The 25,673-nt window shown below is 60.6% G+C and carries 25 protein-coding genes; 13 read left to right on the forward strand and 12 right to left on the reverse strand.

All coding sequences use genetic code 11. The annotated features are described in order from the left end of the window. Position 1 precedes the first annotated feature (1 nt). A complete protein-coding gene (holA, locus tag BLU35_RS14160) occupies positions 2 to 1,036 on the forward strand; it encodes a DNA polymerase III subunit delta (protein WP_093233475.1) in 1,035 nt (344 codons plus the stop codon). A gap of 221 nt (positions 1,037 to 1,257) precedes the next feature. On the opposite strand, the gene BLU35_RS14165 is transcribed toward holA, so the two are convergent. From BLU35_RS14165 to hemE, 8 genes are all read right to left on the reverse strand, one after another. Further along, complete coding sequence (locus BLU35_RS14165) at positions 1,258 to 2,148, reverse strand: ParB/RepB/Spo0J family partition protein (RefSeq protein WP_057252014.1); 891 nt, start codon at positions 2,146 to 2,148, stop codon at positions 1,258 to 1,260. Between the two features lie 35 nt (positions 2,149 to 2,183). Beyond that, the gene (locus BLU35_RS14170; RefSeq protein WP_057252015.1) at positions 2,184 to 2,978 is read right to left on the reverse strand and encodes a ParA family protein; all 795 of its coding nucleotides are present in this window, start codon (positions 2,976 to 2,978) and stop codon (positions 2,184 to 2,186) included. A 15-nt stretch (positions 2,979 to 2,993) separates the two neighbouring features. Next, a complete protein-coding gene (rsmG, locus tag BLU35_RS14175; RefSeq protein ID WP_058321626.1) occupies positions 2,994 to 3,635 on the reverse strand; it encodes a 16S rRNA (guanine(527)-N(7))-methyltransferase RsmG in 642 nt (213 codons plus the stop codon). Next, positions 3,632 to 5,515 carry a tRNA uridine-5-carboxymethylaminomethyl(34) synthesis enzyme MnmG gene (gene mnmG, locus BLU35_RS14180; protein WP_093233476.1) on the reverse strand — a complete coding sequence of 628 codons (1,884 nt, stop codon included), beginning with the start codon at positions 5,513 to 5,515 and terminating at the stop codon, positions 3,632 to 3,634. Before mnmG ends, rsmG begins: the two co-directional genes overlap by 4 nt. A 100-nt stretch (positions 5,516 to 5,615) precedes the next feature. Beyond that, the gene (mnmE, locus tag BLU35_RS14185; protein ID WP_093233477.1) at positions 5,616 to 6,944 is read right to left on the reverse strand and encodes a tRNA uridine-5-carboxymethylaminomethyl(34) synthesis GTPase MnmE; all 1,329 of its coding nucleotides are present in this window, start codon (positions 6,942 to 6,944) and stop codon (positions 5,616 to 5,618) included. 375 nt (positions 6,945 to 7,319) lie between these two features. After that, entirely contained in the window at positions 7,320 to 8,585 is a 1,266-nt protein-coding gene (gene rho, locus BLU35_RS14190; RefSeq protein WP_093233478.1) for a transcription termination factor Rho, read from the reverse strand. 194 nt (positions 8,586 to 8,779) lie between these two features. Further along, positions 8,780 to 9,322, reverse strand: coding sequence for a protoporphyrinogen oxidase HemJ (gene hemJ, locus BLU35_RS14195; protein ID WP_093233479.1), 543 nt, complete (start codon positions 9,320 to 9,322; stop codon positions 8,780 to 8,782). Then, a complete protein-coding gene (gene hemE, locus BLU35_RS14200; protein ID WP_093233480.1) occupies positions 9,319 to 10,350 on the reverse strand; it encodes a uroporphyrinogen decarboxylase in 1,032 nt (343 codons plus the stop codon). The genes hemJ and hemE overlap by 4 nt, the downstream gene beginning before the upstream one ends. Before the next feature lie 407 nt (positions 10,351 to 10,757). Between hemE and BLU35_RS14205 the strand changes: the two genes are divergently transcribed. From BLU35_RS14205 to dnaQ, 5 genes are read left to right on the forward strand one after another with little or no spacing between them, the layout of a single operon-like run. Beyond that, positions 10,758 to 11,579 (forward strand): pyruvate, water dikinase regulatory protein, encoded by an 822-nt coding sequence (locus tag BLU35_RS14205; RefSeq protein ID WP_058321621.1) that lies wholly within the window; start codon positions 10,758 to 10,760, stop codon positions 11,577 to 11,579. A gap of 31 nt (positions 11,580 to 11,610) precedes the next feature. Beyond that, positions 11,611 to 12,210 carry a Maf-like protein gene (locus tag BLU35_RS14210; protein ID WP_093233512.1) on the forward strand — a complete coding sequence of 200 codons (600 nt, stop codon included), beginning with the start codon at positions 11,611 to 11,613 and terminating at the stop codon, positions 12,208 to 12,210. Then, positions 12,203 to 13,060, forward strand: coding sequence for a shikimate dehydrogenase (locus BLU35_RS14215; protein ID WP_093233481.1), 858 nt, complete (start codon positions 12,203 to 12,205; stop codon positions 13,058 to 13,060). The genes BLU35_RS14210 and BLU35_RS14215 overlap by 8 nt, the downstream gene beginning before the upstream one ends. Continuing rightward, entirely contained in the window at positions 13,060 to 13,662 is a 603-nt protein-coding gene (gene coaE, locus BLU35_RS14220) for a dephospho-CoA kinase (protein ID WP_057252023.1), read from the forward strand. Before BLU35_RS14215 ends, coaE begins: the two co-directional genes overlap by 1 nt. Further along, complete coding sequence (dnaQ, locus tag BLU35_RS14225; RefSeq protein WP_093233482.1) at positions 13,655 to 14,359, forward strand: DNA polymerase III subunit epsilon; 705 nt, start codon at positions 13,655 to 13,657, stop codon at positions 14,357 to 14,359. The genes coaE and dnaQ overlap by 8 nt, the downstream gene beginning before the upstream one ends. A 61-nt stretch (positions 14,360 to 14,420) precedes the next feature. Here dnaQ and secB read toward each other — a convergent pair whose 3' ends face one another. Both secB and BLU35_RS14235 read right to left on the reverse strand, forming a co-directional pair. After that, positions 14,421 to 14,924 (reverse strand): protein-export chaperone SecB, encoded by a 504-nt coding sequence (gene secB, locus BLU35_RS14230; protein WP_057252025.1) that lies wholly within the window; start codon positions 14,922 to 14,924, stop codon positions 14,421 to 14,423. Positions 14,925 to 15,106: 182 nt separating this feature from the next. After that, positions 15,107 to 15,613: an FxsA family protein gene (locus tag BLU35_RS14235; RefSeq protein ID WP_093233483.1), complete on the reverse strand. Its 507-nt coding sequence runs from the start codon at positions 15,611 to 15,613 to the stop codon at positions 15,107 to 15,109. 211 nt (positions 15,614 to 15,824) lie between these two features. Between BLU35_RS14235 and BLU35_RS14240 the strand changes: the two genes are divergently transcribed. From BLU35_RS14240 to gyrB, 5 genes are all read left to right on the forward strand, one after another. Then, positions 15,825 to 16,529 carry a Tim44/TimA family putative adaptor protein gene (locus BLU35_RS14240; RefSeq protein WP_057252027.1) on the forward strand — a complete coding sequence of 235 codons (705 nt, stop codon included), beginning with the start codon at positions 15,825 to 15,827 and terminating at the stop codon, positions 16,527 to 16,529. A gap of 15 nt (positions 16,530 to 16,544) precedes the next feature. After that, entirely contained in the window at positions 16,545 to 17,645 is a 1,101-nt protein-coding gene (gene mltA, locus BLU35_RS14245) for a murein transglycosylase A (protein WP_093233484.1), read from the forward strand. Continuing rightward, positions 17,638 to 18,204, forward strand: a complete 567-nt coding sequence (locus tag BLU35_RS14250; protein ID WP_058327487.1) for a Smr/MutS family protein — start codon at positions 17,638 to 17,640, stop codon at positions 18,202 to 18,204. Before mltA ends, BLU35_RS14250 begins: the two co-directional genes overlap by 8 nt. Beyond that, on the forward strand, positions 18,201 to 18,578 hold the full coding sequence (locus tag BLU35_RS14255) for a helix-turn-helix domain-containing protein (RefSeq protein WP_093233485.1): 378 nt from the start codon (positions 18,201 to 18,203) through the stop codon (positions 18,576 to 18,578). Before BLU35_RS14250 ends, BLU35_RS14255 begins: the two co-directional genes overlap by 4 nt. Before the next feature lie 135 nt (positions 18,579 to 18,713). After that, the gene (gyrB, locus tag BLU35_RS14260) at positions 18,714 to 21,149 is read left to right on the forward strand and encodes a DNA topoisomerase (ATP-hydrolyzing) subunit B (protein WP_058321613.1); all 2,436 of its coding nucleotides are present in this window, start codon (positions 18,714 to 18,716) and stop codon (positions 21,147 to 21,149) included. 59 nt (positions 21,150 to 21,208) lie between these two features. Here the strand turns inward: gyrB and BLU35_RS14265 are convergent, their stop codons facing one another. Further along, positions 21,209 to 21,805: a nitroreductase family protein gene (locus BLU35_RS14265; RefSeq protein WP_093233513.1), complete on the reverse strand. Its 597-nt coding sequence runs from the start codon at positions 21,803 to 21,805 to the stop codon at positions 21,209 to 21,211. 256 nt (positions 21,806 to 22,061) lie between these two features. Here BLU35_RS14265 and gabD point away from each other — a divergent pair, with 256 nt between their 5' ends. Together gabD and BLU35_RS14275 are read left to right on the forward strand one after the other, a co-directional pair. After that, on the forward strand, positions 22,062 to 23,516 hold the full coding sequence (gene gabD / locus BLU35_RS14270; RefSeq protein WP_093233486.1) for an NADP-dependent succinate-semialdehyde dehydrogenase: 1,455 nt from the start codon (positions 22,062 to 22,064) through the stop codon (positions 23,514 to 23,516). Between the two features lie 254 nt (positions 23,517 to 23,770). Further along, on the forward strand, positions 23,771 to 24,577 hold the full coding sequence (locus tag BLU35_RS14275; protein WP_093233487.1) for an aldolase/citrate lyase family protein: 807 nt from the start codon (positions 23,771 to 23,773) through the stop codon (positions 24,575 to 24,577). Here BLU35_RS14275 and BLU35_RS14280 read toward each other — a convergent pair. Further along, on the reverse strand, positions 24,571 to 25,659 hold the full coding sequence (locus BLU35_RS14280; protein ID WP_058321611.1) for a mannitol dehydrogenase family protein: 1,089 nt from the start codon (positions 25,657 to 25,659) through the stop codon (positions 24,571 to 24,573). The genes BLU35_RS14275 and BLU35_RS14280 overlap by 7 nt on opposite strands. Positions 25,660 to 25,673: the final 14 nt, after the last annotated feature.

Genomic DNA, 25,673 nt, shown 5'->3' on the forward strand with positions numbered 1-25,673 from the left:
GATGAGCGAAGTCAAGTCGCACGAATTCGACTCCTTCCTCCAGAAGTCCGTCGGGGTCTACCGGCTGTTCATTCTCTACGGGCCCGATCGCGGGCTCGTATCCGAGCGTGCGTCCGCACTCGCCGCGCGCTGCGGCGTGCCGCTGGATGATCCCTTTTCCGTCCTGAAGCTCGATGTCAGCGAGCTGGCGCAATCGCCCGGCCGGCTGCTGGACGAGGTCAATTCCATCGGCCTGTTTGGCGGTGAGAAGCTCATCTGGGTGCGGGGAGCAGCCAACGAGAAGTCACTCGTCGACGCGATGCAGCTTTTGGCGGCCGAGCCGCCCTCAGGCAGCTCTGTGATCGTCGAGGCCGGTGACCTGAAGAAGGGTGCCGCCCTTCGCAAGATCGGCGAGACGGCCCGCTCTGTTGCCTGTATCGCCTGCTACAGTGATGACGTTCGCGGCCTGCAGGCCTTGATTGATAAGGAACTTGGCGACGAGGAGCTGGGAATCACGCCGGCCGCCCGTGCGCGCCTGGTGGACGCTCTCGGCGGCGACCGTCTGGCGTCACGCAACGAGCTGCGCAAGCTCGCCCTTTACTGCCGTGGGAAGACGGCCGTGGACGAGGAGGACGTGCTCGACATCGTCGGCGATGCCAGCGCCATTTCCGTCGATGACGCGGTCGATGCGGTGCTCAAGGGCGATCTCGATGGCCTGCTGCACGCGATGCAAAAGATCACGACCTCGAAGACCCCGGCGTTTCTGGTACTGCAGGCCTGTCTGCGACAGTTCCAGCAGCTCGACGTGATGCGCGCCGAGATGGACGCCAGTCGTCAACAAACAGGGCAAGTGATTGCGACGCTCGGGCGTGGTCTGCATTTCCGACGCAAACCGATCGTCGAGGCCGCGCTGAAGCAATGGACGGCGCCGGCGATACGCCGTGAACTCAATCGCCTGCAGACAACCATCTTCCAAAGCCGCAGCCGCGCCAGCCTCGAAGAAAGCCTGGTCTTGCAGAACCTCATGGCGATCGCGGTGCAATCCGCACGGCGTTGATGCGTTTGGCCCAGGGGAATTCAGCCGGCTGAGGTCGCTTGCTTCCTTCATTTCCTAGCTGGAATTGCCTCTTTACACGCATGGATCCACGTCCTTGCAGGCGATCCCTTTGAATCTGGTCCATTCGCGCAGAAAGATTAGAGAAATCAATATATTAAGGCGCGCGCCCTTGTTTGCAGGGCGCGCCTCTCGATTGTTCTCACAATGCCGTTTGTAAGCGCTCAGCGGCGCTCGAGCAGCCGGCAGATTTCCTCAAGCTGATCGAGCGTCTTGTAAGCGATGCGAAGATGGCCGCCGGAAGCCTTGTGATTGACGGTCACCTCGAGGCCAAGGCTGTCCGACAGGGTGCGTTCAAGCGCCAGCGTGTCCGCATCCTTCTCGTCGCGGCGTGCCGTCTTGCCGAAATTCGGGTCGTTCTGTGCGCGGATATCGTTCTGGGCGATGCGCTCGGCATCACGCACCGAAAGCCCCTTGGAGACGATCGTGCGGGCCAGCGCCGCCGGATCCGACGTGGGAATCAGCGCGCGCGCATGCCCGGCAGACAGCGCGCCTTCCGACAGCATGTCGCGCACCGGTTCCGGCAATTTCAGCAGTCTCAGGCTGTTGGCGACGTGGCTGCGGCTCTTGCCGATAATTTCGCCGAGATCGTTCTGCGTATAACCGTGCTCGGCAATCAACTGCTCATAGCCGAGCGCCTCGTCGAGCGGGTTGAGATCCGAGCGCTGAACGTTTTCGACGATCGCGATCTCGAGCGCCGTGCGATCGTCAACGTCACGGATAATGACCGGAATCTCGGTGAATCCGGCTAACTGTGCCGCCCGCCAACGACGTTCGCCGGCGATGATCTCGTAGCGGTCGGCGCCGATCGTGCGAGCGACAACAGGCTGAACGATGCCGTGCTGACGAATCGAATTGGCGAGATCCTGAAGTTCGGCTTCGTCGAACTGCCGGCGCGGGTTGCGCGGGTTGCGCGACACGAACTCAATCGGCACACGCCGGTCCGGGTTGACCGGGGCAGGGGCGGAAGCACCTGCCTGCAGCGGTTGATCCATCTCGCCGATCAACGCGGCCAGTCCGCGACCAAGCCGTCTCTTCGAGCTATCGTCGTTCATATCGTCACCCGATTTAAATTACGCTACCGAAATGATTATGCAGCCTTGCGCTGGCGTTCACGCTGAATCACTTCCGATGCCAACTGCAGATAGGCCTGGCTTCCAGCGCATTTCAGATCATAGAGAATCGCAGGCTTGCCATAGGACGGCGCCTCGGAAACGCGAACATTGCGCGGAATGAGAGTGTGATAGACCTTGTCGCCAAGATGGGTCCGGACATCACTGACGACCTGCTGGGCGAGATTGTTGCGCGAGTCGAACATCGTCAGCACGATACCCTGTATATCCAGCGACGGATTCACCGATCGGCGAACCTGATCCACAGTTTCCAACAGCTGGCTGAGACCTTCCAGCGCGAAGAACTCGCACTGCAACGGCACCAGCACGGAATGCGCTGCGGCCATGGCATTCATCGTCAGGAGATTGAACGACGGCGGGCAATCGACGAGCACATAGGAGTACTCCATCGCCGCCGGGCTGACCAAAGCTTTGCGCAGGCGGAAGACCCGGTCCGGTTCCTGAGAAATCTCCATCTCGACGCCGAGAAGATCCATAGTCGAAGGCACAATCGAAAGATTGGGCACAGCGGTTTGCTGTGCTATCTCGTTGATCCCGTGCGAGCCCATCATCAGCTCATAGGATGAGAGGTTCCGATCGCGCCGCTGAATACCCAGACCGGTGCTGGCATTGCCTTGCGGATCGAGATCGACGATGAGGACTCGTTCGCCGATTGCCGCGAGAGCAGTCGCCAGATTGATGGCGGTCGTCGTTTTACCGACTCCACCTTTCTGATTTGCGATTGTGATGATCCGATTTCTTGCGCCAAACATGTTTCCGCTCGCCGATCACTGAACCTTGCGTGATAGATTTGCGATCTCGAGCACAACAGAGTCCGGCTCGACGACGCTTGGATGTTTTACCAGATCGAACTGATAGCGGCCAATGGCTTTGTCGATTTCGCGCTGGTAATCCCGCCCTTTGTGGAAATAGGCGACCGTTTTGCGCTCATCTGCCAGCAACCACGGCGCAGAGTAGTCGAGCAAGAGCGTCAAATCGGCCAAGGCCCGCGCCGAAACCGCGTCGGCGTGCGGAATCACCTTGCCGGCTTCTTCGATTCGAATCGGGTGAACGGAGCCACGCGCGCCCGTTTCGGCCAAGGCGACTCGCAAGAATGCGGCTTTCTTGTTGTTGCTTTCGACGAGATGCACCCAGCCGTCAGCGAACTCCGAGAGATAGATCGCCGTAATGATGCCCGGGAAGCCGCCGCCGCTTCCCAGATCAACCCAGGTCTTTGGCTCCGGCGACAACTGTACAAGCTGTAAGCTATCAACGATATGGCGGCGCCATAGATCCTCAATCGTCGAAGGCGCTACGAGATTGATCGACTTCGCCCACTTCTGAAAAAGGCGGGCAAAGTGCTCCAGGCGTTCATTCGTTTCACGTGAAACACGCAGTCCGTTCAACACATCGATTGGACTCGTTTTCATTGTGCACTTGCCTTTTCTTCGCGTTCTGCGCTTCCGTTTTGACGCTTCAGCCAGGCAAGGATCAGCGATGCGGCGGCGGGCGTCATGCCATCCACCTTCATCACCTGCGACAGATTGCGCGGGGCATGCTGTTTCAGCTTCTGCTTCAACTCATTGGACAATCCCGACAGCCTGTCAAAGTCAAAGCCTTCAGGGATCACCAGATTTTCCTCGCGGCGAATGCCTGCAATATCCGCCGCCTGCCTCTCCATATAGACCGCATAGGCGGCGTCAATTTCCAGCGCCTCGACGACCCGTGAACCAATCGACGACAGCTCCGGCCAGATCGGCACCAAGGCGGAAATCGATTGATCCAGATAGGAGAGGATTTCAAAGGCGGTGCGCCGCTGGCCATCCTGGTTCAGCTTCAGGCCATGACGATTGCCTTCGGCTGGCGTCACCGAGAGGCTCTTCAACAGTTGCCGTCCATCATCGAACTGTACTTGCCAGTCGGTAAAGCGGTCGCGGCGCGCATCTGAAATACAGCCGAGTTCCATCGCCAATGGCGTCAGTCGCGCATCGGCATTATCAGCGCGCAGCGACAAACGATACTCCGCTCGAGATGTAAACATGCGGTAAGGCTCGGTAATGCCGCGCGACGTCAGGTCGTCGATCATGACGCCGATATAGGAGTTGGTGCGGCTGAAGATCACCTCGGGCCGACCGGTCGCCAGCAGCGCCGCATTCAGGCCCGCGACCAGCCCCTGGGCGCCGGCTTCTTCGTAACCTGTCGTCCCGTTGATCTGCCCTGCCAGGAACAGGCCGGGCATCTTGCGCACCGCCAGCGTCGCGTTCAACTCGCGCGGATCCACATGGTCATACTCGATGGCATAGCCGGGCTGCAGGATCGCCACATTCTCCAATCCCGGAATTGTTCGAATGAACGCCTCCTGGATATCAGCCGGCAATGAGGTCGAGATCCCATTCGGATAGATGGTGTCATCGTCGAGGCCTTCCGGCTCCAAGAAGATCTGATGACCGTCGCGCTCGCCAAAACGCACGATCTTATCTTCGATCGACGGGCAATAGCGCGGACCGACGCCTTCGATCTGACCCGAATACATCGCGGACTTTCCGATATTGTCGGCGATGATCTTGTGGGTGGCCTCGGTCGTGCGCGTCACGCCGCAATCAATCTGACGGTTCAGAATGCGGTCGGTCATGAAGGAGAACGGTACAGGATCCTCGTCGGGACCTTGTCGGCCGACACTGTCCCAATCGATCGTGCGCCCATCCAGGCGTGCCGGCGTACCGGTCTTCAGACGTCCCAGCTTCAGGCCATAGCGCAGCAGTGTCGCCGAAAGCCCAACAGAGGGTTCTTCACCAACGCGGCCAGCCGGGATCTTCTGGTCGCCGATATGGATCAGCCCCTTCAGAAAGGTGCCGGTCGTCAAAACCACGGACGTCGATGCAAACGTCCGGCCGTCCTTCATGACGACACCGCTGACCTTGCCATTGCTCTCGATCAAGTCGAAGGCGTCACCCTCAACCACCGTGAGGTTGGCAATGCCGCTTATTTCGCGCTGCATGGCTTCGCGATAAAGGCGCCGGTCGGCCTGCGTGCGCGGACCGCGGACAGCCGGGCCCTTGCGACGGTTGAGCAGGCGAAACTGAATCCCGCCGGCATCGGCGACCCGACCCATCAGACCATCCATGGCATCGATCTCGCGCACGAGATGGCCCTTGCCCAATCCACCAATCGCTGGATTGCAGGACATCACGCCGATGGTCGACGCCTTGTGCGTGATCAGTGCCGTGTTGGCGCCGAGACGTGCAGCCGCGGCCGCCGCCTCGCAACCGGCATGTCCACCGCCAATGACGATAACATCATACTGGGTCATTGCTCATATCTCCAAGCCAGCACACCTTTGCACCGGCACGAATCGTTTCACGTGAAACACAACGAAGGACTCGCAAACGTTGTATCGTTGTTTCCACAGACTATTTTCCGATACAGAATTCGGAAAATATCACATCCAAAAGGTTCTCGACATCCACCCGCCCGGTAATCCGTCCAATCGCGTCTCCGGCAAGACGAAGCTGCTCTGCTCGGATGTCCAGGCCGTAATGTTGCCCCGCCAAGCTCTCTTCGATTGCCCGAAGAGCCTGCCGGAGACTATCGACGTGACGGCGACGTGAAGGCAAGGCAAGGGACGTTCGACCGCTGAGGTCGGGGAGATGGGCGGCGATCTCATCCAGTAGGCGATCCATGCCTTCACCCGTCCGGGTCGAGATCAAAACATCGGCTTCATCAGGAGACCATTGCCGATCATCTCGATCTATCTTCGTTGCTACACGCAAGACGGCAGTGCCGTCAGATGTGATATCGGACAGAGAATTAAAGCCGCTCGCCGTCTCCGAAAGGAGGAGGATCAAATCTGCTCGCTCGATAACTTCTCGCGCGCGACGTATGCCCTCTTGCTCGACACGTTCCTCGGTTTCACGCAGACCGGCGGTGTCATAAAGCTTGACTGAGAATCCGGCTAATGAAAGATCCACCGAGAGCACGTCACGCGTTGTCCCGGCAATTTCCGTGACGATCGCGATATCTCTCTGCGCCAGTGCATTGAGCAAGCTGGACTTTCCGGCGTTCGGCTCACCGGCGATGACGATCTTCAGCCCATCACGGATGATCTCGGCAATCGGCGCATCGGCGATGTGTGCGGCGATCTCCTGTGCAAGCACGGACATGTCCTGCCAGATGCGTTCGCTCACCGAGCTCGGCACATCGTCCTCGTCAGCAAAGTCGAGTTCGGCCTCGATCATCGCCCGCGCGTGCGTGAGACGTTTCGCCCAAGCCGCATAGACCTGCGATTGCCCGCCGCCAGAGTGTTCGATCGCCAGGCGGCGCTGCATCTCGGTCTCGGCGACGATCAGGTCGGCGAGACCCTCGACTTCCACAAGATCCAGCTTGCCGTTCTGGAAGGCGCGTCGTGAGAACTCACCCGCTTCGGCGTGGCGTAGACCTTCGAACTCGGAGAGCTCTTCGAGCAGGGCGTTCACCGCAGCGCGACCGCCATGGATCTGAAACTCGGCGCAGTCTTCCCCCGTGAAAGAGGCTGGTCCGTGAAAATAGAGAACAAGACCGCTATCGATCACAAGACCGTTGCGTGTCCGAATCGTTTTGAGCGTTGCTGCCCGCGGTAACGGGACATCGCCGCACAATTCCCGTAGGACCGCCGCAGTGTGCTGACCGCTGACACGCACGACCGCGACGCCAGCGGGCAGGGCTCCACTGGAAAGCGCATATATCGTGTGCATTGCTGTCATTGGCTCACCTGAAAAGACCGCGGAGACGGAAGGGCGCCTCGCTGGTCGAAACAATGGGGATCGTCGAAGTTCCGGACCGATTGTTTATTCTTCGCGGAGCGTGCTCACGCAGAATGAAAACGGTATCTCAAAGGGTCGGGGAGCTTATGCCGAAACGGCGCCGAAATATCAAGGTCCCGCCACGCTCATGTTTCACAGCGTCGGTGTGTTTCACGTGAATCAGCCGGAGCGATCACCTATCCCAGATCCCGGAGAGAACGAGATTGTTGCGAAGCCGAATCAATGAGGAAGAAGAATCCGGATAAGGTTCTGGGAAAACAAAAGACCGGTCGACGATAGGTCGACCGGTCTTTGAAATCGGATATCGAACGGGTCTTACGTGTTCATCGAGTCGAAGAAATCGCCATTGTTCTTCGTCTGCTTGAGCTTGTCGATGAGGAACTCGATCGCGTCGGTCGTGCCCATCGGTGCCAGGATGCGGCGGAGCACGAAGATCTTCTGCAGATCCTGGCGCGGCACCAGCAGGTCCTCCTTACGCGTGCCGGACTTGAGAATGTCCATCGCCGGGAAGATGCGCTTGTCGGCGACCTTGCGGTCGAGCACGATTTCCGAGTTGCCGGTGCCCTTGAATTCTTCGAAGATGACTTCGTCCATGCGGCTGCCGGTATCGATCAGCGCGGTCGCGATAATCGTCAGCGAGCCACCCTCTTCGATGTTACGGGCAGCGCCGAAGAAGCGCTTCGGGCGCTGCAGCGCGTTGGCATCGACACCGCCGGTCAGGACCTTACCCGATGACGGAACGACCGTGTTGTAGGCGCGGCCGAGGCGGGTGATCGAGTCGAGCAGGATGACGACGTCGCGGCCGTGTTCGACAAGACGCTTCGCCTTTTCGATCACCATTTCGGCGACCTGGACGTGGCGCGTCGCCGGCTCGTCGAAGGTCGATGAAACGACTTCGCCCTTCACCGAGCGCTGCATGTCCGTCACTTCTTCCGGACGCTCGTCGATCAGAAGAACGATCAGGTAACATTCTGGATGATTGGCAGTGATCGAATGCGCGATGTTCTGCAACAGAACCGTCTTACCGGTGCGCGGCGGTGCGACGATCAGACCGCGCTGGCCTTTGCCGAGCGGCGCCACCAGGTCGATGACGCGGGCGGAGAGATCTTTCGACGTCGGAACCTCGAGTTCCATCTTGAAGCGCTCGTTCGGATAGAGCGGCGTCAAGTTGTCGAAGTGAACCTTGTGACGGATCTTTTCCGGATCGTCGAAATTGATGGTGTTGACTTTGAGGAGAGCGAAATAGCGCTCGCCTTCTTTCGGTCCGCGGATCGGGCCCTCGACCGTGTCGCCGGTCTTCAGCGAGAAGCGGCGGATCTGGGAAGGCGAGATGTAGATATCATCAGGACCGGGAAGGTAGTTTGCATTCGCGGACCGGAGAAAGCCGAACCCATCCTGCAGCACTTCAACAACGCCTTCGCCGATGATTTCGATATCCTGAGCCGCGAGCATCTTGAGGATCGCGAACATCAGCTCCTGCTTGCGCATCGTGCTGGCGTTCTCCACCTCGAGCTCCTCGGCAAAGGCGAGCAGATCGGTCGGCGTCTTGTTCTTGAGTTCTTGTAGCTTCATTTCAGCCATGAAGGATCCATGTTTGGTATGGGTAATGGAGAGATGGCGAGTATTCGTTGGGGAGCTGCGGCTGGAAGAGGCAGGCTCTTGTCTTTGTCACAAGCCATGAAGAGGAGATGGCAGAAAATAGCGATTCACGTGAAACCCTGCAAGGGGCTGTCGCAAATTAGAAACGACTATTGCAAATCACGAATCGATTATATTCAGAACGGCTTCACCACGACCATGATCACGATGAGAATCATCAGCAGCGTCGGAGCCTCGTTCATCAGCCGCCAATAGCGCGCATCGTGCTTGTTTTCGTCACGCTGAAATTCGCGAACGGCACGGCTGAAGCGCATGTGGACTGCCGTCAAAAGCACCACGAACAGGAGCTTGGCGTGCAGCCACCCGCCCTGGAAGCCATAGACGCTCCAGGCGAGGTAGAGCCCGAGCACCCAGGAGATCATCATCGCCGGGTTCATGATCACCTTCAGCAGCCGCATCTCCATCATCTTGAAGGTTTCCGATTGCGCGGAGCCCGGCGCGGCGTCGGTGTGGTAGATGAAAAGGCGCGGCATGTAGAGCAGGGCTGCCATCCATGACATCACCGCGATGACATGCAACGCCTTGATCCAGAGATAGAAATCATCCGGCCGCCAGACGAAGAGACCGACGAGAAGCGCCACGAAAGCGCCAATCGCGATCGCTGCCCTGAGCCGCGCCCTGTTACCGGGCGCCAGATCGATCTGCTTCTCGGCCATCATTGCGCTCCACGAACCCGCGCAACCAGCGCCGACACGTGATCCGGATCGGCCTGCGGCGTGATGCCATGGCCGAGATTGAAGATCAGCGGTCCATGGCCAAGCGCATCGAGAATACGATCGATGCCTTCCTCGAGCGCCATGCCGCCCGCCACGACCCGCATCGGATCGAGATTGCCCTGGACCGGCCCTTCCTTCTGCAAATCCTTCGCAAAGGAAAGCGGCACGGTCCAGTCAAGGCCGATGGCATCGGCGTCGGTCGCCTGGCGATAGGTCTTCAACAGCTGACCGGCGCCTTTTGCAAAGGCGATGATCTTTGCATTCGGCCGCTGCGCCCTGACCGAAGCGATCATGCGCTGCACCGGCCTGACCGCGTAACGGGCGAATTCCTCCTCGCCGAGAACGCCGGCCCAGGAATCGAAGATCTGCACCGCATCGGCGCCGGCATCGATCTGCCGCACGAGATAATCGGCCGAGACATCCGCCAGGAAGGACAGCAGATGATCGAAGGCTTCCGGGTTGCGGTAGGCGAAGAGCCGGGCAGGGGCCTGGTCCGGCGTCCCGTGTCCCGCGATCATATAGGTCGCAACCGTCCAGGGAGCGCCACAGAAGCCGAGCAGGGTCGTTTCGGCGGGAAGTTCAGCGCGCAACCGCGATACCGTCTCAAAGACAGGCTGGAGGTGCTCAGCGATGCCCTCCGGCTTCAGGCGCAAAATACCGTCGACATCAATCGGATCCATTCGTGGCCCGTGGCCTTCCTCGAAGCGCACATTGCGTTTCAGGGCATCGGGGATGACCAGGATATCGGAGAAGAGGATGGCAGCATCGAAGGCGTATCGACGGATCGGCTGCAGCGTCACCTCGACTGCGAGATCGGGTGTGTAACAGAGATCGAGGAAGCTCCCGGCCGTAGCCCGTGTCGCCCTGTACTCCGGCAGGTAACGGCCTGCCTGGCGCATCAGCCAGATCGGAGGAGGAGACACCGTCTTCCCTGCCAAAACCTCCAGAACCTTTCTGCGCGTTTCGGTCACGGATCATCTCTCCCAATATAAAATCAAAGATATTTAGAAGGTTTCTATTTCTTAGAGTCGGTGGGTATCAAGGATTAAAACAACCCACTGACTTGTCCACGGTTGCCGATCGGGACGACGCGCGATGGGAGAACGACTCGTCAATCTGGAAAAACAGTGTAGAGAGGCGAATAAAGGCCTTTGGATTCAGTTGATTAGCGGAACCACGGATTTGGTCACGCTTGTGGACAAGCGGTTGATACGCGTGACACTTTGTCATCGTCGCGAGTCTTTTCCACATTTGCCCCGAAACGGTTTCCGCGACAGCGCCAATTGTGAATAAGTCGGCAGTTTTCCACTTGCCTGGGTCGGCGCCCCGTCGTTAGCTGTCTTTCATCCCGGCTTATCAACAGCACCAGGAGAATTGCGTGGAGAACAAGAAAAACTACTTCCACCTTCACCTGATTTCGGACTCGACGGGCGAGACTCTGATTGCCGCCGGACGCGCCGCCGCCGCTCAGTTTCAGAGCTCGCATGCGCTGGAGCATGTCTATCCGCTGATCCGCAACCGCAAACAGTTGTTGCAGGTCCTCGACGCCATCGATGGTGCGCCCGGCATCGTGCTCTATACGATTGTCGACCGCGAACTCGCCGATGTCATCGATCGGCGTTGCCGCGAGATGGGCGTCCCTTGCGTCTCGGTGCTCGATCCGATCATCGACCTCTTCCAGTCCTATCTGGGATCGCCGTCGCGCCGTCGTTCGGGCGCCCAGCACGTGATGGATGCGGAGTACTTCGCCCGCATCGACGCCCTCAATTTCACGATGGACCATGACGACGGTCAGTTGCCCGCCGATTTCGACGAGGCGGATGTCGTTCTGGTCGGCATCAGCCGGACGTCGAAGACGCCGACCAGCATCTACCTCGCCAACCGCGGCATCAAGACGGTCAACATCCCGATCGTCCCGGGCGTGCCGCTACCCGAAAGATTGATGGAGGCGACGAGGCCGCTCGTCGTCGGCCTGATCGCAACGGCCGACCGTATCTCGCAGGTGCGCCAGCACCGGGTGCTCGGAACGACCCAGGGTTTTCACGGCGATCAATATACGGACAAGGCCTCGATCACCGAGGAACTAAAATATGCCCGGTCGCTTTGCGCCCGCAACAACTGGCCGGTCATCGACGTCACCCGCCGTTCGATCGAGGAAACCGCGGCGGCAATCGTTGCCCTGCGTCCGCGTCTGCGCTAGACCCGAATCGAACAATACGGGAACCTGCATGATGAATCCTTCGCTCGTCCTGGCCTCGGCAAGCCCGTTTCGACGTGCGCTCCTGGAAAATGCCGGCCTCGTTTTCGAGGCGAAGGCAGCCAAGATTGATGAACGTGCGCTGGAAAAGCCACTCGAAGAAGCCGGTGCTGCACCCGAAACCGTAGCGCTCGCGCTGGCAGAGGCAAAGGCGCGCGACGTCGCCCGACATTTTGGCGACGCGTTGGTGATCGGCTCCGACCAGACCATGTCTCTGGAAGCACGGGTCTATCATAAGCCGAAGGACATGGCGGAAGCGGCTCGGCACTTGCTGTCGCTGTCCGGCAAGACCCATCGCTTGAACAGCGCCATCGTGCTTTTGCGCGGTGAAGAGGTTGTCTGGCGGCACGTTTCTTCCGCCCACATGACCGTGCGGCCGCTGACGGCAAGTTTCGTCGATCGCCACTTGCAATGTGTGGGCGAAAAGGCGCTTTCGAGCGTCGGCGCCTATCAGCTGGAGGGCGAGGGGATCCAGCTCTTCGAAAAGATCGAAGGCGACTACTTCACCATCCTCGGTCTTCCGATGCTGCCGCTGCTCGCCAAACTTCGCGAACTGGGAACGATCGATGCGTGATTCACGTGAAACATTTGTTAACCACGCCTTCGTCACCGGCTATCCGATCAAGCACTCCCGGTCGCCTCTGATCCATGGCTATTGGCTGAATGAGCTCGGTCTACCCGGCAGCTATCGCGCGTATGAGGTCAGGCCGGAAGATTTTTCCGCTTTCATCGAAAGCCTCAAGGACGGAACGTCCGGCTTCTGCGGCGGCAATGTCACCATCCCGCACAAGGAGCTCGCCTGTCGCCTGGCGGATCGGCCGGATGAGCTGAGCCAGGAGCTCGGCGCCGCCAACACGCTTTGGCTCAGGGATGGAGAGGTGCACGCCACCAACACCGATGGCCGCGGCTTCGTTGCCAATCTCGATGAGCGGGCGGCTGGCTGGGACAAGACGTCGACCGCAGTCATCCTCGGCGCAGGCGGCGCCAGCCGTGCGATCATTCAGGCCGTCCGTGATCGCGGCATCAAGACGATCCACGTCATCAATCGGACGGTCGAGCGGGCGAAGGAACTCGCCGATCGTTTCGGTCCGGCGGTCGAAGCGCATCCGATGGGCGCGCTCAAAGACGTGATGGCGGGTGCCGGCCTGTTCATCAACACCACGTCACTAGGCATGGATGGCAGCGAAGCGCCCTCGCTCGATTTCGGCGTCATGGCTTCCAGCGCCGTCGTCACGGACATTGTCTATGTTCCCCTGAAGACGCCGATCCTTGCGCAGGCAGAGGCGCAAGGTTTTGCGATCGTCGACGGTTTGGGCATGCTCCTGCACCAGGCCGTGCCCGGCTTCGAGCTCTGGTTCGGCTGTCGGCCGACGGTCGACGCCACGCTTCGACAACGCATCATCGATGACATGGAAAGACACTGATGATTGTCCTTGGGCTCACGGGATCGATCGCCATGGGCAAGTCGACGACGGCCCAGATGTTCCGTGATTTCGGCGTTCCGGTGAACGATGCCGACGAGGTCGTGCACCAACTTTATCGCGGCGAGGCGGTTGCAGCGGTTGAAGCGGCTTTTCCCGGAACGACGAAAGACGGCGAGATTGACCGAGCCGAACTGTCGCGCCAGCTCATGGAGGCGCCGGGACGGCTGTCCGAACTCGAGGCGATCGTACATCCGCTCGTGCGCAAGAAGGAACAGGAATTCCTTGCAAAGTACGCGGCCACGGCTGCGCCTTTTGTCGTCCTGGATATCCCGCTGCTGTTTGAAACGGAAGCGGAAAAACGGGTCGACCGCGTCGTCGTGGTGACCTGCTCGGCCGAGCTCCAGCGCGAAAGGGCGCTGAAGCGCCCGGGAATGACAGAGGAAAAACTCGCAATGATCCTTGCGCGGCAGGTGCCGGACAGCGAAAAGCGTAAACGCGCCGACTACATCATCGATACCAGCGACAGTTTCGACGTCACCCGCGGCCAGGTGAAGGCCGTCGTCGACGAACTCGCAGCCAGAAACGGAGACGCGGATGCGTGAGATCATCTTCGATACGGAAACGACGGGCCTCGACAATCGCGAGGACCGGGTGATCGAAATCGGCGGTGTCGAACTCGAGAACCAGTTTCCGACCGGCCGCACGCTGCATATCTTCATCAATCCCGGCAGCCGCAAGGTTCATCCGGATGCGCTCGCCATCCACGGGATCAGCGACGACTTCCTGAAGGACAAGCCGCCCTTCGCCGATGTCGTCGATGAGATCCTAGATTTCTTCGGTGATGCGCGTTGGGTCGCCCACAACGCCACCTTCGACATGGGCTTCGTCAACGCCGAGTTCGCGCGTCTGGGACTGCCGCCGATCGCCATCGATCGGGTGACGGACACATTGGCGCTTGCTCGCCGCAAGCACCCGATGGGGCCGAACTCGCTCGATGCGCTTTGCCGTCGTTACGGCATCGACAATTCGCACCGCGCGAAGCACGGCGCTCTTCTCGACTCCGAACTGCTCGCCGAAGTCTATATCGAGATGATTGGTGGTCGGCAGGCAGCGCTCGGCCTTGTCTCGACGAAATCGGCGGGGCAGTCGATCGATCTCGATGATGTGCCGATCGTCATCGGCCAGCGTCCGCGTCCGTTGCCGAGCCGGCTGTCGGAGGACGATCATGCGGCTCACGCTGCGCTGATTGCCAAGATCGGCGCTAAGGCGATCTGGGCAAAATACGATCCCCAGGAATAACCAGGCATCAAAAAAGCCCGGCGCGAGCCGGGCTTCATCGTTTCAGCGTTCTGATTTTCGATCAGTTCGCGGTTTCGTTCGAGTTCGAAACCTGAGCACGGACCTTTTCTTCAGCCATGCGCTGCGCGAACATCTGCGCGAAGTCGATCGGGTCGATCATCAGCGGCGGGAAGCCACCGTTGCGGGTCGCGTCGGCAACGATCTGGCGCGCGAACGGGAACAGCAGGCGCGGGCACTCGATGAAGAGCAGCGGCAGCATGTGCTCCTGCGGGAAGCCTGCAACGCGGAAGACGCCGCCATAAGCGAGCTCGACGTTGAAGAGAACGCGGTCGCCGTCCTTGGCTTCGGCGTTCAGTGACAGAACGACGTCGAAATCGTTCTCTGCGAGCGGGTTGGCGTTGACATTGACGTTGATGTTGATCGACGGCGCCTTGTCACGAGCCTGCAGCGAACGCGGTGCGCCCGGGTTTTCGAAGGAAAGGTCCTTGATATACTGGGCGAGGATGTTCAGCGACGGGCTCTGCTGCGCGCTGCCGTTGCCGTTGGATGCGGTATCAGTCGTCATAAGGGTTCCTCGACATCAATTCGGTGAGGCCATCTAGCATTTCGGCCTAGGGCTTACAACCCTGCGAACCCGGCGCTTTCAGGCGGATGCGCGTACCTTTGCTCCAAACCGCCAAGCCGAGATTACGCTCCGGAATGTGGGCGACAGAGTGCCGGATGCGCATTCCGCCAAACGCTCCTCGTCTAGGGGCGATCGCGGTCCCCACCTTGCGGCGGATCCTCGTCGTCCGTCCGCGAGAATTCGCCGTCGTTAAGGTCGATGACGCGCGTCGAGGGTCGTGGCTGCCGCGGGTCGTCTTGTGGGCACCAGTTCGTCCCGGATGCCGCCGTCACGATCGTCATCCTCTTGCGCAGATAGGCGGCCACGGCGTTGCGGACAAAGGGCAGAAACAGGAGGAGACCGATCACGTCGCTGACGAAGCCCGGTACGACGAGCAGGATCGCCGCGACGAACAGCAAGGCGCCGCCGATCACCTCCCGGCCTGGGTCACTGCCTGTGCGGGTGGCATCCTGCATCCTGCGGATGACGGTAAATCCCTGGACTCGGAGCAGGATCACACCCACAAATGCGCTTGCAAGCACCAGAAGCAGCGTCATCAAAAGTCCGATCTCTCGGCCGACGATGACGAAACCGGCGATCTCGGCGAGCGGAAGCCCGAAGATGACAAGGGGAATAAGAAATGAGCGCATCAATCTGCCCGAAAATGAATCCTGGTGTTCCCTTAAATCGTCTCCGACTTAAGAGCAAAAACATGCAGCAACTCTAAAGCGCCACAGCGACCTTTGTGCGTCTTAAAAGACGTTCGGCGCTGTAAGGGTGCGACATCGCCATTTGAATGATCTATTCTTGCGGACTATATGGAATAGCCACGAGAAATTCTAACAGCGGTTCCGGGTGGAAATGGGCTCTTTTGACTTTATCACGTTTTTTTTCCTGATCGCCGCGGTGGTCATCTTCCTGCAACTGCGCAGCGTTTTGGGCCGCCGGACAGGAAGCGAACGGCCGCCATTCGATCCCTATTCGCCGCGTGACATGAGCCAAGGGCCGGAAAACGGCGACAAGGGCAAGGTCGTGCAATTGCCGCGACGCGAGAGCGCGGAAGAAGAAGCGGGTCGTTACGAATCGATCGATGCCTTCGCCAAGGCTGGCACAACACTGAACACCCAGCTTCGGGCGCTGAGCGACGCTGATCCGAGCTTCGATCCCAAGGAATTCGTCAACGGCGCCAAGATGGCCTACGAGATGATCGTCATGGCCTTTGCTGACGGTGACCGCAAGACGCTGAAGAACCTGTTGTCCCGCGAGGTCTATGAAGGCTTCGACGCGGCGATCACCGACCGCGAGCGCAAGGGCGAAGTCGTCAAGTCCACCTTCGTCGGCATCGACAAGGCCGACATCATTCACGCCGAAGTGAAGGACAGCGAAGAGAACATCACAGTCCGTATCGTCAGCCAGCTGATTTCGGCGACCTATGACAAACAGGGTGGCCTGATCGACGGCGATGCCGAGTCGGTTGCCGAGGTCAATGATCTCTGGACCTTTGCGCGCGACATCCGTTCGCGGGATCCGAACTGGAAGCTGATCGCCACCGAATCCGAAAATTGAGCGGCCGTGGCGACGATGTCCTTTCGACTTGAACCCGTCAGTTTCGACGATCTTCCGGGCTGGCGGGACGACGACCCGACCAAGGTGATAGAGGCGATGCGCCGCTGTCAGAAGCACGTCTCGACCAAGCCCTATCGCACCGGGTCGATGGGGATTTCGGTCGATGATCTTATGCCGGCCTTCTCGGCTTCGTCAGCCGACGTCGACACAGCTGACGGCGCACGGGCCTTCTTCGAGAAGCACTTCGCACCGTTCCGGATCGAACCGGAAGCCGGTTCCGGCTTTGTCACCGCCTTCTACGAACCGGAAATCGAGGTTCGCGCGGAAGCGGACGAGACCTATCGCTATCCACTCTACCGACGCCCTGCGGATCTGGTCGATATCGACGATACCAACCGGCCTGACGGGATGGATCCCTATTTCGCCTTTGGTCTTTCCGCGGATGGCCGGATCAGCGAGTATCCGGACAGGCGGGCAATCGAGCAGGGCTACCTTGCCGGCCGCGGCCTGGAGATCGCCTATGCGAAGTCCAAGGTCGAAGTTTTCTTCGTTCATGTCCAGGGCGCGGCACGGCTCCTATTCCCGGATGGTTCGCGCCGTCGCGTCACCTATGCCGCCAAGACCGGCCACTATTTCTCAGCCGTCGGCAAACTGCTGATCGAACGCGGCAAGATCGATGCCGCGACCGTGTCGATGATGAGCATTCGCGACTGGCTGGAGGCGCATCCGGACGACGTCGATGAGGTCCTCTGGCACAACCGGTCGTTTATCTTCTTCCGCGAGGCCGCGGTCGAGGACGAGCATCTGGGTCCGATCGCCGCTGCCAAGGTCTCGCTCGAGCCGGGTCGTTCCTTGGCAGTGGACCGGCTGATCCATACCTTCGGCGTGCCCTTTTATATCGCGAGCGAGAGCCTGACACGCCTCGATGACGGAAAGCCTTTTCAGCGCCTGATGCTGGCGCTCGACACGGGTTCGGCGATCGTCGGTCCAGCGCGCGGTGACATCTTCACCGGTTCCGGCTTCGAGGCGGGCGAACGGGCCGGGGCGGTTCGCAATCCGGCCGACTTCTATGTTTTCGTTCCCAAGGCGGCCGCGGCACGATACGGCCATGCCTAAGAAAAAAGAGCTTTCGTCCGAAGATCGCATTCTCTGGGGCAAGGTTGCCCGCTCGACGAGACCGATGCCGGGTCGGCTCGACGATCTGATGGACATGTTGGCCGAGGACGAAAAGCCAAGGGCGCAGGAAGAACCGAAAGCCAAGCAGCAACAGAAATCGACCGGCGCCGTCGAACAGCCGGGTATCGCGCTGACGAAAAAGACCGGCGAGAAACTGCATCATCCGCTTGAGAAGCCGGTTAAGCGCAAGCTCGCCAAGGGGCGCCTGACACTCGAAGCGCGGATCGACCTGCATGGAATGATCCAGAGCGAAGCGCATGGTTTGCTGTTGCAGTTTCTCTTGAGGGCGCATGACCGCGGGCTGCGCCATGTGCTCGTCATAACCGGCAAGGGCACCTCGTTCGGCAGCGACGGTGCTTTGAAGCGGGCGGTACCGCTCTGGTTCTCCTTGCCCGAGTTCCGGCCACTGATCTCATCCTACGAGCAGGCCGCCCGCAACCATGGCGGCGAGGGTGCTCTCTATGTTCGCCTGGCGCGCGTGAGGGGAAGCGCGATATGACACCCTTCGGCGAGGCGCTGCGCGAACTCAGGCGCAGGAAGGGCGTGTCGCAGAAACAGATGGCAGTGGCGATCAACGTTTCGGCCGCCTATCTTTCAGCCCTCGAACACGGAAAGCGCGGCGCGCCGAGCTTCGATTTTCTCCAGCGCGTGGCCGGATATTTCAATGTGATCTGGGATGAGGCAGAGGAATTGTTTCGTATCGCCAACGTCTCCGCACCGAAAGTCGTGTTGGACACGTCGGGCCTGACGCCGGAGCACACGGCATTTGCCAACCGGCTCAGCGAAAAAATCCGCGCTTTGTCGCCTGAGACGATCCGCGCCCTGGAAGATGTTTTGGAAAAAGCCACATTTCCTGATAATGACAGGGGATGAATGCTTGTTTCCGGCCGCTGCCCCGCGGTCCGGGATTTGGAACCGTGGACAAATTTTCTATAGTCCACGAGGCGTCCGAGACGTGATTCGCAACGAATCACCCTGTCCGAACAACCTGGAAAGACCCGTAGCTGAATGACCGACAATCCTGAGACCGAAACCGGCGCCAGCGCCGAATATGGTGCCGATTCCATCAAGGTGCTGAAGGGCCTGGATGCCGTGCGCAAGCGGCCGGGCATGTATATCGGCGACACGGATGACGGTTCCGGTCTGCACCACATGGTGTACGAGGTCGTCGACAACGCGATCGACGAGGCGCTCGCCGGCCACGCGGATATCGTGACGGTGACGCTCAACCCGGAGGGCTCGGTGACGGTGACCGACAATGGCCGTGGCATCCCGACCGACATCCACAAGGAAGAAGGCGTCTCGGCAGCCGAGGTCATCATGACCCAGCTGCACGCCGGCGGAAAATTCGACCAGAACTCCTACAAGGTTTCGGGCGGTCTGCACGGCGTCGGCGTCTCCGTCGTCAACGCCCTGTCGGTTTCATTGAAGCTGAAAATCCGGCGCGCGGGCAAAATTCACGAGATGAGCTTCACGCACGGCGTCGCCGATGGCTCTCTGGCCGTTACCGGCGACGCAGGCGACGCGACCGGAACCGAGGTGACGTTCCTGCCGAGCAGCGAAACCTTCACCAAGACCGAGTTCGATTACAACACGCTGGAACACCGCCTTCGCGAACTCGCCTTCCTCAATTCAGGCGTTCATATCATTCTGACCGACAAGCGCCATTCGGACATTCGCCAGGACGAGATGATGTATGAGGGCGGTCTCGAGGCCTATGTCGCCTATCTCGACCGGGCGAAGAAGCCGCTGGTGCATAAACCCGTGTCGATCCGCGGCGAGAAGGACGGCATCACCGTCGAAGTCGCGATGTGGTGGAACGACAGCTACCACGAAAACGTGCTCTGCTTTACCAACAACATTCCGCAGCGCGACGGCGGCACCCATATGGCGGGCTTCCGTGGCGCGCTGACGCGCCAGGTCACCTCCTACGCGGATTCCTCGGGTATCACCAAGAGGGAAAAGGTCACGCTCCAGGGCGAGGACTGCCGCGAAGGCCTCACGGCTGTTCTTTCGGTGAAGGTTCCAGATCCGAAGTTCTCTTCGCAGACGAAGGACAAGCTGGTGTCCTCGGAAGTGCGCCCGGTTGTCGAAAGCCTCGTCAACGAGGCGCTCAGCACCTGGTTCGAAGAGCATCCAAGCGAAGCCAAGATCCTCGTCGGCAAGGTGGTCGAAGCGGCTGCTGCCCGCGAAGCCGCCCGCAAGGCCCGCGAACTGACGCGCCGCAAGGGTGCGCTCGATATCTCGTCGCTGCCCGGAAAGCTTGCCGATTGCTCCGAGCGTGACCCGGCCAAGTCCGAAGTCTTCCTGGTGGAAGGTGACTCTGCAGGTGGCTCCGCCAAGCAGGGCCGCTCGCGCGAAAACCAGGCGATCCTGCCGCTGCGCGGCAAGATCCTCAATGTCGAGCGTGCGCGCTTCGACAAGATGCTGTCGAGTCAGGAAATCGGTACGCTGATCACCGCGCTGGGTACGTCGATCGGCAAGGACGAGTTCAACGCCGACAAGCTGCGTTATCACAAGATCATCATCATGACGGACGCCGACGTCGACGGCGCCCATATCCGCACCCTGCTGCTCACCTTCTTCTTCCGCCAGATGCCGGAATTGATCGAGCGCGGGCATCTCTATATCGCCCAGCCGCCGCTCTATAAGGTGACGCGTGGCAAGTCGGCTCAGTACCTCAAGAACGAGCAGGCACTGGAAGACTACCTGATCACGATGGGTCTGGAAGAAGCCACGCTGGAGCTGGAATCAGGCGAAGTGCGCGCCGGCCAGGATCTGCGCGAAGTCATCAATGATGCACTCCGCCTGCGCAATCTGATGAACGGGCTGCATTCGCGCTACAACCGCTCGATCGTTGAGCAGGCAGCGATTGCCGGCGCGCTGAATGTCGAGCTCAACGGCCAGCGTGATGCCTATGAGGCGGTCGCTGCGGAGGTTGCTCGTCGCCTCGACGTCATCGCCGAGGAAACCGAACGCGGCTGGAGCGGTGCGGTCACGGCAGAAGGCGGTCTTCGCCTCGAGCGCATGGTCCGCGGCGTCAAGGAAGTCGCGGTGCTCGATATGGCGCTGATCGGTTCGTCCGATGCCCGCTACATCGACCAGCTCACCGCGAAGCTCAAGGAAGTCTATGCTGCCCCGCCGGTCCTGCGGCGTCGCGACGGTACCCTGGAGATCAGCGGACCGCGTGCGCTTCTCGATGCGATCTTCGCGGCCGGTCGCAAGGGTCTCTCGATGCAGCGCTACAAGGGCCTCGGTGAAATGAATGCCGAGCAGCTCTGGGAAACGACGCTCGATCCGAACGTCCGCTCGCTGCTGCAGGTCCGCGTCACCGACGCCACCGATGCCGACGGCCTGTTTTCGCGCCTGATGGGCGACGAGGTCGAGCCGCGCCGCGACTTCATCCAGGAAAACGCACTGAGCGTCGCCAACCTCGACATCTGATCTTCTCGGATATCGTGACCACTTGGAATCCCGGTGCCTTGCGGCGCCGGGATTTTTCGTTATTCGCCCTTGAACTGGCCTTCGAAGGCGAACTCGCTGACCGGCTTGCGCTGGCTCGGGATTTCGCGTGCGCGCAGGTCGTCCGGTAGCGTCGAGGGGTCAGCCAGCCGTCCGATCGCCACGGCGGCCTCGACCCGGTGATGCTCGGGAACGTTCAGAACGCGCATCGCCTTGTCGCGGTCGATGCCGGCCATGCCATGGGTATGCCAGCCGCCAAGGGAAGCCTGCAGAGCGAGGCTGTACCAGGCCGAGCCCGTGTCGAAGGCGTGGGTATAGGCCGGCCGCATCTCGCCGTTCTGTGCCTGGTTGTTGGTTCTTGAAATAACGATCAGAAGCGCGGCAGCGTTCTTCGCCCAGCGCTGGTTGCCTTCATCGAGCGTGTCGAGCAGCACCGGAAAGTGCTCCGTTCCGCGACGGGCATAGACGAAGCGCCAGGGCTGTCGGTTGCTCGCAGACGGCGCCCATCGGGCCGCTTCGAAGAAGGAAAGCAGTTCGCGTTCCTCGATCTCCTCGTTGGTGAAGGCGCGGGGCGACCAGCGCTCCAGGAACATGGCATCGATGGGATAATCGGCTTTTCTGTTGTTGGTCGCCGTCATGGACATGCCTCTTCTATGTGTTCTCTATATCCTCGGCCGATCTTCGGTGCCTGATCTGTCACCTGCGCCTATGGCTCGATTCGTTTCGGACGCTACATGAGGACGGGTGTGGATGAAACCGGGTTGGACGCACGGGAACGCGAGCGCGGTCGGTACGCGAGGCGCGCCAGGAAAGTGCAGAAACGGTCGCGTGGGTCATTGCCGTTTCCAAGAAAAAAGTTGTATAAGTTCTGTAGACTTTGAGAGAGGACGGATCATGTCGTTTAAAGACCCATCATTGTTTCGCCAGGCAGCGCTCGTCGGCGGCGAGTGGATCGAGGCGGACGCGGCGAACGCGATCGAGGTGAACAACCCGGCGACCGGTGAGATCATCGGCCGGGTGCCGAAGCTCGGCGCCAAGGAAACCAGGGCGGCGATCGAGGCGGCGCGCGTGGCCCAGAAGGGCTGGGCGGCGCGCACGGCCAAGGACCGCGCCGGCGTTTTGCGCAATTGGTTCGAGCTGATGATCGAGAATAAGGAAGATCTCGGCCGCATCCTGACGCTGGAGCAGGGCAAGCCGCTTGCCGAAGCAACGGGCGAAATCGTCTATGGCGCAAGTTTCGTCGAGTGGTTCGCCGAAGAGGCGCGCCGCCTCTATGGCGACCTGATCCCCGGTCATCAGCCCGATAAGCGCATCCTGGTGATGAAGCAGCCGATCGGCGTCGTCGCGGCAATCACGCCCTGGAACTTCCCCAATGCGATGATCACCCGCAAGGCCGGCCCGGCTTTCGCTGCAGGTTGCGCGATGGTGTTGAAGCCGGCGGCACAGACGCCGTTCTCGGCAATCGCGATCGCCATTCTCGCCGAACGCGCCGGCTTGCCGAAGGGCCTGTTCAGCGTCATCACCGGCTCGGCCCGCGAGATCGGTGCCGAGATGACCTCCAACCCCGTCGTGCGCAAGCTGACCTTCACCGGCTCGACCGAAGTCGGTGCCGAGCTCTATCGCCAGAGCGCCGCCACCATCAAAAAGCTCGGCCTCGAGCTTGGCGGCAATGCTCCCTTCATCGTCTTCGACGATGCCGATCTCGATGCGGCGGTTGAGGGCGCGCTGATCGCCAAGTTCCGCAACAACGGCCAGACCTGCGTCTGTGCTAACCGCATCTATGTGCAGGACAAGGTCTACGACGCCTTTTCCGACAAGCTCGCCAAGGCGGTCGCCAAGCTGAAGATCGGCAACGGCCTCGACGAGGGCGTGATCCTCGGGCCGCTGATCGACAAGGCGGCGCTGGAGAAGGTCGAGGAGCATATTGCCGACGCCACCTCCAAGGGCGCGCGCGTGATCCAGGGCGGTAAGCGTCACACGCTCGGCGGCACCTTCTATGAGGCGACGGTTCTGGCCGATGTCACCCAGGCGATGGCGGTGGCGCGCGAAGAGACCTTTGGCCCGGTGGCGCCGCTCTTCCGCTTCGCCGATGAGGCGGATGTGGTCGAACAGGCAAACGACACTGAGTTCGGCCTTGCCTCCTACTTCTATGCCAAGGACCTGGCGCGGGTTTTCCGGGTGGCCGAAGCGCTGGAATACGGCATGGTCGGCGTCAACACCGGCCTGATCTCGACGGCGGAAGCGCCGTTCGGGGGCGTGAAACTCTCCGGTCTCGGCCGCGAGGGCTCGCGCTACGGCATCGAAGAGTTCACCGAGATCAAATACGTCTGCCTCGGCGGCGTGGCCTGAAACAGGCGAAAATCCGACTTGCAACAAACCGGCCAACGTTTTGGCCGGTTTTCTTTTGCCAGCAAGGCGTTAGTCTTCGCAGTCGAATCCATCGATGGCGTGAGATTGCCCCTCACCCTAGCCTCTCCCCGCAAGCGGGGCGAGGGGACTTGAGTCGGTGCGGCATCGTCCGTCCTCCTTTTTCCAGGACGAAGGTGCCGGCAGGCGGATGAGGGGCGAAGCTCGATCCCACGCTAAGTTTAAGGAGAGTCAGCATGCCGGCACCGAAGAACCCCTTTAAAGCGGCTCTGCGCGAAAACCGCTTCCAGCTCGGGCTGTGGGTGGCGCTCGCCAGCCCATACGCGGCGGAAGTGGTTTCCGGCAGCGGCTATGACTGGCTGCTGATCGACGGCGAGCATGCGCCGAATGACATTCCCTTGCTGTCGGCGCAGTTTCGCGCGGTCTCGGCATCGGCGAGCCACCCGATGGTTCGCCTGCCGGTCGGCGACACGGTGCTGATCAAGCAGATTCTCGACACCGGTGTGCAGACCCTGCTGATCCCGATGGTCGAGAGCCTGGCGCAGGCACAGCAGCTGGTGCGCGCCACCCGTTATCCGCCGCATGGCGTTCGCGGCGTCGGCGCCGCCCTCGGTCGGGCCTCGCAATTCGGCCGCATCGGCGACTATCTCCAGACCGCCGGTGATGAAATCTGCCTGATCCTGCAGATCGAGAGCCGCGCGGGTCTTGCTGCGATCGATGAGATTGCCGCGCTTGATTGCGTTGACGGCCTCTTCATCGGCCCTTCCGACCTGGCGGCCGACATGGGTTATCTCGGCAAGCCGGGCCATCCGGAGGTGCGCGCGGCAATCGCCGACGCGTTCGAGCGTATAAAGAAGGCCGGCAAGGCGAGGGGCATCATGACGCTCGATCTCGGTCAGGCACGCGACTACCGCGAGATGGGCGCCGATTTCATGGCGATCGGCACGGATGTCACGTCGCTCGTGCGCGCGACGACGGCGCTGCGCCAGGAGTTTCTCGGCGAGGTGGCGGTGGCACCAAAGAAGCAGGAATCCGGCTACTGATCCGAGATTGCCGTGAGCTCGGGCATTGCTACGCCCGGGCTCCAGAGCCGGAGGTCGCCGATCCGGCGCGCGATCTTTTCGCGGTGATGGTTGGCGATATCGCTTAGGCGATGATTGAGGAACGGGTTTCTGAAGCGCTCCAGCGTCGCAGCGACATAGTCCGTCGCTTCGCTTTGCAGGTCCTTCGCGGCGAAAGCGGGAATGACTTCGGATCGATAGATGCGGTCGAGATATGCTGCTACGCGGGCGTCGGCGAGCGTCTCCCGGACGGTCTCATGCGGGTTACGGCCCTCCCTCAGCCAGAGATCGGCCAGCACGGTGTGGCCGAGATTGAGGATGTGAAGCTTCAGCTTCTCGTAAGGCGTCAGGTCATCAACGAGCTTCACGGACGGATGAATGCACGGAAGGTGCAAGCCGGGCTGGTTTTCGATCGCCCAGAGCGCATAGGGTTCGGCAATCGCACCGGCGGGCTCCAGAGGCTCGGAGACGATGCGGTCGACCAATGTGTTTGCCCAGACGACACCTGTGTTCAGCCAGTTCGTGAAAGCGGTGTCTTTGGCCCGCTCCGCCGCGAGCCCCAGCATCAGCGCCTTCAGCACATCGCCGTTGCGTGACACGAGCTCGCAAGGAAGTATCGTCAGGGCGCGCCCACCCGCTTCAAAGCGGGCCTTCAGGAGCAGGAGCAGCTTGCCGGGAAAGGAACGGGGAATGTCCGTGACCAGGTCGTCGTCGGTGATCCGGTAACCCGTATCGCCGGTATTGGAGATCAGGATTTCCGCTTCCTGGGCAACAATCTCCCGGACCTCGCTCCAGTTTTCAGCGGTTGAAAGCGCCCGCGTCACGCTCGTCACCCGCTGCGTCGCGTCGATCCGCTCCCCGTCTTGGATGCCGCGGATGATGACGGGAAAGCCTTCGGGGCGCGCGAGCGCCGCAAGACGTCCGGAACGCTCGCTGGATCCGGTTGTCTGCACGATCGTGATCGGGCCTGGTGCCTTTCCCGCCTTCAGCGCGTCGCTGACGAAGAGATCGGCATGCGCTTGAAGAAAGCGGCTGGTTCCGAATTGCACGATCGGCGTCGGCATCTGTGGCTCCGGTA

Source organism: Sinorhizobium sp. NFACC03 (assembly GCF_900103435.1).
GTDB lineage: Bacteria > Pseudomonadota > Alphaproteobacteria > Rhizobiales > Rhizobiaceae > Ensifer.